The organism is Brevibacterium picturae (genome assembly GCF_030453725.1).
Taxonomy (GTDB): Bacteria; Actinomycetota; Actinomycetes; order Actinomycetales; family Brevibacteriaceae; genus Brevibacterium; species Brevibacterium sandarakinum_A.
The window spans coordinates 1-10,617 of record NZ_JAKDJU010000106.1 but is presented as its reverse complement, the minus strand read 5'-3'; the positions used below and the strand labels follow the sequence as shown (position 1 = coordinate 10,617).

General features: G+C 64.7%; 7 protein-coding genes. All 7 read right to left on the bottom strand.

Features of this window, described 5'->3' with window-relative positions:
* The coding region (locus tag L0G76_RS10920) for a sugar ABC transporter permease (RefSeq protein ID WP_304357262.1) at positions 1 to 1,181 on the bottom strand (1,181 nt) is incomplete at its 3' end.
* Entirely contained in the window at positions 1,178 to 2,002 is an 825-nt protein-coding gene (locus L0G76_RS10915; RefSeq protein ID WP_304357261.1) for an ATP-binding cassette domain-containing protein, read from the bottom strand. The genes L0G76_RS10920 and L0G76_RS10915, both read right to left, overlap by 4 nt.
* Before the next feature lie 41 nt (positions 2,003 to 2,043).
* Positions 2,044 to 3,153 carry a substrate-binding domain-containing protein gene (locus L0G76_RS10910; protein WP_304357260.1) on the bottom strand — a complete coding sequence of 370 codons (1,110 nt, stop codon included), beginning with the start codon at positions 3,151 to 3,153 and terminating at the stop codon, positions 2,044 to 2,046.
* Between the two features lie 118 nt (positions 3,154 to 3,271).
* Positions 3,272 to 4,330, bottom strand: coding sequence for a LacI family DNA-binding transcriptional regulator (locus L0G76_RS10905; RefSeq protein ID WP_304357259.1), 1,059 nt, complete (start codon positions 4,328 to 4,330; stop codon positions 3,272 to 3,274).
* A 691-nt stretch (positions 4,331 to 5,021) separates the two neighbouring features.
* Positions 5,022 to 7,532, bottom strand: a complete 2,511-nt coding sequence (locus tag L0G76_RS10900; RefSeq protein WP_304357258.1) for a GNAT family N-acetyltransferase — start codon at positions 7,530 to 7,532, stop codon at positions 5,022 to 5,024.
* Positions 7,529 to 8,989: a lysine N(6)-hydroxylase/L-ornithine N(5)-oxygenase family protein gene (locus tag L0G76_RS10895; RefSeq protein WP_304357257.1), complete on the bottom strand. Its 1,461-nt coding sequence runs from the start codon at positions 8,987 to 8,989 to the stop codon at positions 7,529 to 7,531. Before L0G76_RS10895 ends, L0G76_RS10900 begins: the two co-directional genes overlap by 4 nt.
* The gene (locus tag L0G76_RS10890) at positions 8,986 to 10,437 is read right to left on the bottom strand and encodes a pyridoxal phosphate-dependent decarboxylase family protein (RefSeq protein WP_304357263.1); all 1,452 of its coding nucleotides are present in this window, start codon (positions 10,435 to 10,437) and stop codon (positions 8,986 to 8,988) included. Before L0G76_RS10890 ends, L0G76_RS10895 begins: the two co-directional genes overlap by 4 nt.
* Between the last annotated feature and the right edge of the window lie 180 nt (positions 10,438 to 10,617).

The following is a 10,617-nucleotide window of genomic DNA, read 5'->3' as shown; positions in this document are numbered from 1 at the left end:
CGGCTCAACGCATCGACGACGACGGCCGTGAGCAGGACGAGGGCGGTGATGATCTGCTGCGCATCGGAGCTGAAGCCGATGAGGTAGAGACCATTGTTGATCGCACCCACGACCAGCGCACCGAGCACGGCGGCCCAAGCACTGCCGCGCCCACCGAACAGGGAGGTTCCGCCGATGACCGCGGCGGCGATTGCATTGAGCAGATCCTGCGTGCTCACCAGCGTCGATCCGGCGTTGGTCGTGACACCGGTTTTGATGAAGCCGAACAGCGCCGCCAGGACACCGGCGGCCATGAACACACTGATCCGCACCCAGGTGACGCGAATGCCAGCGCGCCTGGCGGCCTCGACCTTGCCGCCGACGGCATAGATCGAACGGCCATACTTGGTCTTGCGCAGAACGAGGTCGATGCCGATGGCAATGACCATCATGAGAAGGAAGGGCATGGCCAGACCGAAGTCCTGGTTGACCAGGATGAGGAACCCGAACACGACCGCCGCGAGAATGGCGGTGCGCACGATCACCGAGGTCCAGCTCGGGCTGGAGAGCCCCTCTCTGTGCCGGCGCAGCTTCGAGTAGACGATTCCGGCGCCGAAGCCGATGACCGCGACCGCTCCGAAGACATAGGCCCAGAGGGCAGGGAAGTAGAAGCTGGCGAAGTCGAAGGCGAAGGAATTCGCCATCGACAGGTTCTTCTGCGTACCCAGCGTCGTCAGGGTCAGCCCGGTGTACGCGAGCAGACCCGCGAGGGTGACGACGAATGCCGGAATTCCGACAACGGCGAAGAACCATCCCTGGATCGCTCCGACGACGAGCCCCAAGAGCAGCATGATGCCCAGAGCGGCCAGGGGCGGTACCCCCTGTCTGATGACCAGCACACCCAACAGCGAGGCCGCCAGTCCGCCCAGCTGCGCCAGTGACAAGTCGATCTCGCCGAGCAGCAGGATGAGGTTGATGCCCAATGCGAGGATCGCGAGGTAGGCCACTGTCGAAGACAGATTGACAAGGTTGGCCGGGGAGATGAAATTGCTGTTCGCCGTCTGGAAGACGATGACGATGACGACCAGTGCCAGGATCACGGGGAACGAGCCGAGCTGGCCCTCCTTGACCCTGCGCACGAACGTGGCGATGAGACCGTCGTCGGTGATGCGTTCGTCGGTGATGAATGAGTTGCGAGTCATCGGCGTTCACCTCTCCGGGTTGCTCTCTGCGTCACCGCGTTGTCACTGGCTCCGGTGATCGCGGCGACCAGCACATCCGTGCGCTCGTCCCCGGGGAAGTCGCCGGCATCCTTACCCAAACGCAGAACGTGGACTCGGTCGCAGACGGCCTGCACATCGGCCATGTTGTGGCTGACCAGCAGCACTCCGAGGTCGCGTTCACGCAGCCGCTCGATGAGGTTGAGCACCTCTGCGGTCTGTGCGACACCGAGCGCCGCCGTCGGCTCGTCGAGCATCACGATCGAAGGTTCGCCGAGGAGGGACCTGGCGATCGCGACCGTCTGCCGCTGTCCGCCGGACAGGGCCGCGATCGGCACCCTGACGCTCGGGATCTTCGCCGACAGGCTGTGCAGCAGTTCCCATGACTTCGCTTCCATGGCAACCTCGTCGAGGACACCGCGCCGGGTCGTTTCATGTCCGAGGAACAGGTTGGCAACCACGTCGAGGTTCTCGCACAGCGAGAGATCCTGGAAGACCGTGGCGACCCCTGCCTTCTGCGCATCTTTCGGTGAGGCGAACTTCTGGGCCCGCCCGTCCAACTGGATCTCGCCTTCATCGGCCGGATGGACTCCGGCGAGGACTTTGACCAGGGTGGACTTGCCTGCACCGTTGTCACCGACGAGGCCGACGACTTCGCCGCGGCCGATGGTCAGGTTGATATCGGTCAGTGCCTGGACCGCGCCGAATCGTTTGTTGATTCCGCGCAGCTGGAGGACCGGTTCGGCCCCGCGGTCCGGCACCCGCGTACTCGCGGGCACCGGATCATTGCTATGAGAATTCATATGTTCCTACTCGCCGATCTCCACTTGGCGTTGCGTGATGCCTACTTGACGCCGGCGTCTTCGCAGAGCTTCTTCACATCACCGGTGCAGATGTCTTCGGCCTTGATCTGATCACCCACGATGTCTTTGACCGTGTCCTTCGTGACGACCTTGGCCTCAACGAAGTCTGTCGGAGTGTCCTTGTAGGTCGTTGACCCCTCGGGCTTCTCGCCGCCTGCCAGGGCGACAGCCGCATTCGCAGCGAATTCCGCCTGGGGTGGAATCGACTTGTAGATCGTGGCGTATTGGTCGCCCCTGAGGATGTTCTGCAGGCCGTCGACCTCAGCATCCTGTCCTGTGACAACGGGCTTGACCTTGGCTTTCTTCGTGGCGGCGAGGACACCTCCGGCGGTGCCGTCATTGGCCGCGTAGACGGCGATCGGCTCTTCCTCCGCGCTCTGCAGTTGACCCTGGACCCATTTGCGGGCGTCATCGGGGTTCCAGTCGAGGGTGTCATGGCTTTCAGCGATGTCGACCCCGGCGCCCTTGAGCGTCTCCTCGGCACCGGCCTTGAAGTCGGCGGCGTTCGGGTCCTTCGGATCACCGTTGACCATCCAGACCGGACCCGACTTCGGGTCCGTGCCCTCGGCCTTGAGCCCGTCGAGGACGGCCTGGCCCTGCAGGTTGCCGATCTTCTTGTTGTCGAACGAGGTGTAGTAGTCCGCGCCCTCGAAGAAGCGGTCATAGGCGATGACCGGGATCTTCTTGGCTTGAGCCTTCGACAGTGCCGAAGCCACCGCCGAAGCGTCTACCGGGTCGAGGACGATGGCATCGACGCCCTCGGTCACCGCGGCTTCGAACTGCTGTTGCTGCTGGGTCGCATCCTGGTTCGCGTTGCGGTACTCGATCTTCGCATCGGGGTTGGCCTCTGCGACGTACTTCTCGAAGTTCGGTTTGTCGAGGGATTCGTACCGGGTGGTCTTGGACTCCGGGAGGAGCAGGGCGATGGTGACGTCACCGTCTGAACCCGAGCCGCTGTCGGCTTGCTCGTTGCCTTGGCCCTTCTGATTGCCACAGCCGCTGAGCGCGAGAGCGCCGATAGCAACCGAGGCGCCGAGGAGGGCCCACCTCTTCCGGGACGAATTGTTGCGGGACTGCAGGTTTTGCCTCATTGTGAACCTTTCAATCTTTCTGACAACGTTGTCAGGCTGTTCAATATAATTCGCTGATCGAGGCTCTGTGTCAACTGTTTCGCCGAAAAAGTTCCGTCGGAAGTCTCTCCGGACAGCGTCACTTGTCAGGGGGCTCTTCGCCACTGCCGCGGGCGATCACATGGACCGGAATCTCCCACCGCCGAGGCGAGGGGCCACTCCCGAGCGCACCGTCGGAACCGGGCCCCGCACCAGCGTCAGGCGCGGAACGGGAGGCTTCCTGCAGACGTCGGACCGCCTCGGCGGCCATGGAAACGACATCCCGATCGATCACGGTCACGTCCAGGAGATCCGCGGTGGGGAAATCATCGATGCCCACCAGCGCCGGCCATTGGTCAAGTCGCCGACAGGCATCGATGGCTCCCTGGGTCAGGGTCGCGGACAGGGTGATCAGTGCGCTCGGTGCGGTACGGGACCCCAACCAGGCAGCCACGACGTTCTTCGCACTGACCAGGTCGTGGGCGTCTTCCTCCATGTAGGCTCGCCATCCGACGTCCGAACGTCTGGCGAATGCCGACTGGATTCCGGCGAGTCGGTCGGCGGTGATCGAGCTGGTCGAGCGATCGCCGATGACGCCGATGCTGATGTGCCCGTGCTCGAGGAGCTGGGTGGCGGCGAGCCTGCCGGCACGTTCCTCGTCGCCGGCGATGACGGCCACTGCACCCCCTGCTATCGAGGGATCGAAGGACACGATCGTCACGTCAGCAGATGCCACCTCGGCGTAGGAATGGGCTGCGTCCGGGTGGGATCGGATGATGCAGAGTCCGGACATGTCATTGGCCAGGCACTCGTCGAGGAAGACCCGTTCACGTTCGGGATCGTCGGCCGTGATGGTCACGACCGGACGCAGGCCGGCCCTGCCCAACTCGGCCTCCAGCAGACTGAAGAGACGAGATTGGAAGGGGTCATCGCCGTCGCTCATGACCACGCCGATGTAGGGTGACCTGCCACCGGCGCGCAGGCGTCTGGCGGTGGAGTTGAGGCGGAATCCAAGCTCAGCGGCGGCTTCCTCGACCTTCTCGGCGGTGCTCGTGGCCACGTGTTTTTCGCCGTTGAGCACCCGAGAAGCGGTCTTGATGCTCACACCTGCACGCGAAGCGACCGTGGCCAGAGTCGGCCGATCGTTCTGCTTCGCCATGAGCACACCTTTGAGTCGGGAATTCCTCGCACCGTTGCGCGGCCCCGTATCGGCGACCGTTGGATTGATACTAACCGTTGGTGCCTGAGTGGACCCAGTTGGAGGCACGACCGGATCGACGTTCGATCCGGATAATCACTGATCACTCAAAGAAGAGCGGCGAGACTGCCCTCCAGAGCTCACATCTTCGGAGTGTTCCGCAGTTCGCGTAGGCGAGCGTTGGCCTCCGCCAGTTCCGCAGAAGTTCGATCTCGCGACGAGGCAGTCAGTCGCTGCAATTGCAGATCGAGCACTGCGTGTGCACCCAGAAGGTCAAGGCCAAGCACTTCTCGGCGCCGATCCAACGCGAGACAGATCGCCTCGAGAATCTCGATTCTGCCGGTCAACGCTGCTTCTTCTTGCCGAAGATCACTCATTGCCTTCTGCTTCCCTTCCGAATGCCTTCACTCAGTCATCGAACCACGAAGTTGCCTGCCCACGCGAGACCTGACCCGATCTCAAAGGCGAAGTTTTCGTCTGTCAGTCCTGCCTTCGCGAATGGACAGGGGGCGTGGTGCACACCACCGAACATTCGGCCTTCGCCGTGGGGTCATCGTTGATGCAGCGGATCGGTCGAAATGCCCGATCTCCCGCTCGCCGAGGTGGGGGCTGGGACCCAGCGCCCACCTCGGCGAACATGGTGGCTTTCGGATCAGCGTGCCACGGGGTTTCTCATCGTTCCGGCATAGAGCAGCGATTCGGCCTGGTTGCCGATGTCGACCATCTGCTTCGTGTTGCGCAGCTGGAGTCGGTTGAGGCACGAGTGGGCGAAGCGTTCGGCGCGCAGGTCCACATCTCCGGCGAGCCCGCGAGCGAGGTCTGGATGCTCGGTCTCGTAGCGGTCGAGCACCTCGGCGACCAGTGCCCAGAACTTCTCCGAGCTCAGCAGGCCGTCGGAGTCGAGGATTCCGCCGAGGTGGCGCAGCACTCCGTCGAACATGTCCGTGAACACGGACAGGGCCTTCTCCTCCCCCGGGACCAGCGCCCGGATGCGCTCCACATCGCCTGGCAGCTCGCGGTGACCGAGGACGGCAACCTCCTCGCCGATGTCCTTCATGAATGCACCGGTCACGATGTTCTCATCGAGGATGAGGATGAGGTTCTCCCCGTGCGGCATGAACACGAGATCGTGGGCCAACAGAGCGTGGACGAGTGGGTGCAGGTACGCCCGCAGATAGGACCGAACCCAGTCCTCGGGCGCCTGGCCTGAGGCGCGGATGAGTTCACTGGCGAAGGCGACTCCCCGATGATCGCGGTGCAGCAGAGCCGCCATGGTGATCACCTTCTGCCCGGGTTCGAGCACGGTCAGCGGGTTCTCTCGCCACAGCGCCGCGAGCATCTTCCGATGCGGGTTCGTCTCCTGGGTGCGGTGGTAGACGTCGCCGGTGTAGCCCAGCGCGGTGCGCTCCCGCAGGACTTGGAAACCTGTCTGCCCGAAGACAGGATCGGTGCCGATGAGCTCGGCGATCCAGTCGTTGATGGCTGGGGTGTCGCGCATGTACTTCGGGGACAGGCCCCGGATGAAACCCATATTCTGCACCGCCAGCGCGACCTTCACATAGGGGGCGGCAGTGCGGGACTGGTTGAAGAACGTGCGCAGGGACTGCTGCGGCTGAAGCTCGTCGAGGCCCAACCCCAGGGGCAGCAGGTCACCGCGGGCGATGTCAGCGGCGAAGGTGATCGCGAGTCGGTGGTCGGCCTGCCAGGGGTGGACAGGGAGGAGATGGAAGTCCTCGGGGTCACGCCCTGCTGCCCGGATTCTGGAGTCGAAGAGTTCACGTTCGACCGGGCTGAGTGCCCAGTCGAGGTGTGTCGCTTCATCGAAGCCTTCACCGAGCGAGAGGTGGCTGTGTTCGCGGGTCGCCGCGAGCCATTCGATGCGTGTGGTGCGGCCGGTCTCCGGGGCCCAGCGGCGGTAGTCGGACAGGGAGAATCCGATGCGCCCGTTGTTCGCGATGAACCCTGGGTGGCCCTCTGTCATGGCCGCCTCGGTGGTCTGGAAGTCGGAAGTCAGGAGGTCGGTGGAGTCCGGGCGCTGACCCTTGACCGCCTCGTCGAGTTTGAAAGCGCTGCTGGCCAGGGTCGAGGCGAGTTCCTCGAGGTAGGTCGACATCAGGTCCTCTGGGATGTCGAGCGCGTCTTGGAGCTCGACGATGAGTTCTTGGGCGTCGAGTGGCGTCTGCGCGTCATCGACGAAGCGGGTGATGCTGTCTTCGTCGATCACCCAGTGTTCGAGCTGCAGGACTCGGGCGGTGAAGGTGTAGCGGGTGGCCGGTTCGCCCTTCGACGAATCGGAGTCCTCGATCCGCAGCTCCCAAGTCTCTGGACCGGCGTCCGGGCCGGTGGCTCGGACCGGTGCGATGAGGCGTTCGTGTGCGAATTCGGACAGAGCCTTGGCCACGAGGTGTCGCTGGGCCACCGCGAAGGTGTCGCGATCGAGGTGGGAGTATGTGCTCGGAGTGGCTGCGACTGAGGCCGGACGTTCGTCATCGCACAATGGCTCACCCATTGAAGTACGGACGCTGTCAGTGAGTCCGTGATCGTCACGGTCCAGGAGTGCGATCAGCTCACTGGACTCGAAGTCCTCGTGAGTGCAGATGCTGATCAGAGCCCGTTTCCGCTCCTCGCCCATCATGATGGTCGCCTCCCGCACTGGGCTGAAGCCGGCGGCCCGGTTCTTCTCGAGGATGGCCGTGTTCCTCACATCGGGTTCGACGATGACTCGGCGTCCGCCTCGGCCACCCTGTTCGCTCGAGCGCAGGCAGAAGTCGATGACCTCGGCCATGATCCGGTTCGTGAGTCCGCGCACTCCGTCGCCGTCGGGCGGTGCGACGAGCAGGTGCATTCCGATGTCGTCGGAGCCGGTGGGGACAACGTCGTGTGGGATCAGAGTCGAGGGCGCATAGGTTTCGACGTAGAAGCAGTCGATGCCGTCGACAGTGCCCACCCATCCGTTGTCCTTGGCGGAATCGTGGACACCGGTGAGGTAGTCGCGGATTCCGGACTCGTCGAGTTCGGTCATCTGCCAATAGTGCGCACGTGGGTGGCTCAGCCAGACATGGATATTCTGGGTGTCCCGCGCTGGGTCCATCGCGCGGATCTCGACTCTGGGTGCGTCGAGTGCCGATGTTGTTGGGGCGTCGTTGGTGAGGTCGGTGGTCATACGTGTGTCATCTCCCTGTCGCCGGTGTCGGCGAAGTCGAAGTTCATGTCGAAGTCGTCCGGGGTGCTCAGCGGCTTGCCATCCGCGGTCTCAGCATCCGGGATCTCGGAATCCGAAGCCTCACTGTCCAGGTTTCCGTCCTCGGGAAGGCCGAATGTCTGGAACGCGATCGAGCGCTCGATCGGATACGGTTCGCGGCCGGTCACGTGCGCGAGCACGACCGATGCCCGCCAGGGGCCGAAGCCCAGGTCAGGGGCGGTGACTCCGTGTGTGTGCTCTTCGCCGTTGAGGACGTGGACGGTTCCTGCGTCGTTGATGGTGTAGTGGCGGCTGACGTCGAGGCGGCCCCTGCCGTCCAGGCGGATCTCGTCGCCCAGCGGGGCGAGGAAGTCCGGCACTTGAGATTTGTAGCCGGTGGCGGAGACCACTGCTCCGCTGCGACGTTCGAAGCATCTGTCCAAGGTGGTGTGGCGGAAGCGCAGAACGTAGTCTCCGGACTCTGCGTCGTGCTCGGCGGCCAGCAGTTCCGATTCGGCCAGCAGATGGGTGCGCAGTTTCCTGCCGCCGCGGCTGAGTCGGTAGAGGGTGTCGTGGATGTCGTCGACGAGGTCTGCGCTGATGCCCTTGTACAGGGTCCTCTGCTCGCGCCCGAGCTGCTCGCGCAGGTCATCGGGCAGGGCACGGAAGTGGTCCGTGTATTCCGGGGACGTCATCTCCAGGGTCAGCTTCGTATACTCCATCGGGAAGAACCGCGGCGACCTGGTCACCCAGTCGAGGCGGACTCCCCTGGCCTCGGTGTCGTCGATGAGGTCCCGGTAGATCTCGGCGGCCGACTGTCCGCTGCCGACGATCGTGATGGATCCGCTGGCAAGCAGTTCGTCCCTGTGATCGAGGTACTGCGAGGTGTGGATGACCGGGCCAGCGCCCTCGGCGTCCATGCCCTGCAGGGCATCTGGAAGGACCGGTTCGGTACCCACGCCGAGGACCAGGTGGCGAGCGCGGTAGGACTCGGTTCTCAGCGCTCGACCGGAGCCATCGGTCACCTCGGCGGTGACCGTGTAGATGTCGTCGTTCTTCGTCACCGAGGTCACGGTGCGGTTCCAGCGCAGCGTCTCCAGCTGTGCTGCGACCCAGCGGCAGTACTCGTCGTATTCGGCGCGCAGGGGCGAGAAGGATTCGCGGATGTAGAAGGGGTAGAGCCGGCCGCGGTCCTTGAGGAACTGCAGGAACGAGAAGCGGGAGGTGGGGTCGGCCATTGTCACGAGGTCGGCGAGGAACGGCACCTGGATCGTCGCGCCCTCGATCATCATGCCCGGGTGCCAGCGGAACTCCTCGCGCTGGTCGAGGAAGACGGCGTCGACGTCGGGCAGTGGGTCCGACAGCGCGGCCAAGCCCAGTCCGAAGGGCCCGATGCCGATGCCGACGATATCGCGGATCTGTGTGTCGGGCGCGCTCATGCGGCACCTCCTTCCGTCGTTGCGCTCTCCAGATACCTGCCGGCGAGGATGCCGTGGCCGGTGGCGCGGACGAGGTCGAGCACGGCGGTGATGTCGGCGACAGTGGTGTCGGGATTGAGCAAGGTGAGTTTGAGCCAGGGGGTGCCGCCGATGGTGGTGCGGGCCACAGCTGCGCGTCCGGAGCGGAAGAGGACGCGGCGGATCATCGGCACCAACTCGTCGGCGGTGGCGCTGTCTGTCTCTCGGCCGCGTGCGGTCGCGGGCACGAACCGGAACAGGACCGTGCTGAGGTCCGAGGCGCCGAGCACCTCGAAGTCCGGCTGAGTCTCGAGGACCTCGCGGACCTCGGCGGCCAGGTCGCACACGGTGTCGATCATGGTCCCGATCTCGTCCGAGCCGCGGGCGCGCAGCGTCGTCCACAGTTTCAGTGCGTCGAAGCGGCGGGTCGTCTGCAGGGACTTGTCGACCTGGTTCGGTTCGGCCTCGGCGCTCTGGGCCTCGGCTTCGGGGTTGAGGTAGTCGTTGTGATGAATCGTCGGGTCGAACAGGGCGACGTCGCGCACCAGCAGTGCGCTCGAGGACACCGGCTGGAAGAAGGTCTTATGGAAGTCGACCGTCACCGAGGTGGCTCGTCCGATTCCCGCGAGCAGGTGCCTGCGCTGCGGTGCCCACAGCAGTCCCCCGCCGTATGCGGCGTCGACGTGCATCCACACGTTCGATGCCTCGCAGACGTCGGCGATGGAGGTCAGCGGATCGATGACACCGAGGTCGGTGGTTCCGGCCGTGGCGACGACGGCCATGACGATCCCGCCGGTTTCGTCGATGTCGCGCAGAAGCTCGGCCAGCGCCTCGGCGTCCATCCGACCGGTGGCATCGGTGTCAACGGTCACGACCGCCTCGGCGTCGAGTCCGAGGATGAACGCGGCGCGGGAGACGGAGAAGTGGGTCTGATCGGTCGTGAGAACCCGCAGTCGGGACAGGAAGTCGCGGCGGGTCGAGTCGCCGTGGGCGCGCAGGACGTTCTCCCGGGCGAGGAACAGTGCCTGCAGGTTCGACTGTGTTCCACCCGAGGTGAAGATTCCGTCGCCGGCTGCGAAGCCGACGTGGCGGCTGGCCCATTGGACCAGGCGTCGTTCCATGAGCGTGGCGACCTCGGACTGGTCGTAGGTGTCGACGGAGGTGTTGATGGCCGCGAGCATCGCCTCGGCGGCAACGGCGGGGACGGCGACGGGGCAGTTGAGGTGGGCGACGTAGTTGGGGTGGTGGAACCAGACGGCATTGCGGGCGTAGAGGTCGTCGGCCTCCCGCAGGGCCGCGACGTTTCCGATGCCGTGGCCGTCGAGGTCGAAGCCTGCGACTTCGGCCTCCAGGCTGTCCCGGTCGGTCGCCGAGGTGGGGGCGTCGACCCGCCTGAAGCGTTCGGTGAGCGCGTCGACGACCTCGTGCATGAGCTCGGCGTAGGCATCGGCACTGTGGGATCCCAGCAGTGCGTCGTCGCTCAGAGGCGCAACGTCGGCCGGCGGCGCTACGTCGGCCGACGTCGCGTCGGTCGGTGGCGCGTCGGCTGGCGTTACGTCGGCCGGCGGCGCGTCGGTCGGTGGCGCTGAGGTGTCAGAGACTGGTGTGTC

What these genes read in the sequence shown, in the direction of transcription:
- L0G76_RS10915 (WP_304357261.1), bottom strand. Translation starts at nt 2,002, where the DNA reads ATGAATTCTCATAGCAATGATCCGGTGCCCGCGAGTACGCGGGTGCCG.
- L0G76_RS10890 (WP_304357263.1), bottom strand. Translation starts at nt 10,437, where the DNA reads ATGCACGAGGTCGTCGACGCGCTCACCGAACGCTTCAGGCGGGTCGAC.
- L0G76_RS10905 (WP_304357259.1), bottom strand. Translation starts at nt 4,330, where the DNA reads ATGGCGAAGCAGAACGATCGGCCGACTCTGGCCACGGTCGCTTCGCGT.
- L0G76_RS10895 (WP_304357257.1), bottom strand. Translation starts at nt 8,989, where the DNA reads ATGAGCGCGCCCGACACACAGATCCGCGATATCGTCGGCATCGGCATC.
- L0G76_RS10900 (WP_304357258.1), bottom strand. Translation starts at nt 7,532, where the DNA reads ATGACCACCGACCTCACCAACGACGCCCCAACAACATCGGCACTCGAC.
- L0G76_RS10910 (WP_304357260.1), bottom strand. Translation starts at nt 3,153, where the DNA reads ATGAGGCAAAACCTGCAGTCCCGCAACAATTCGTCCCGGAAGAGGTGG.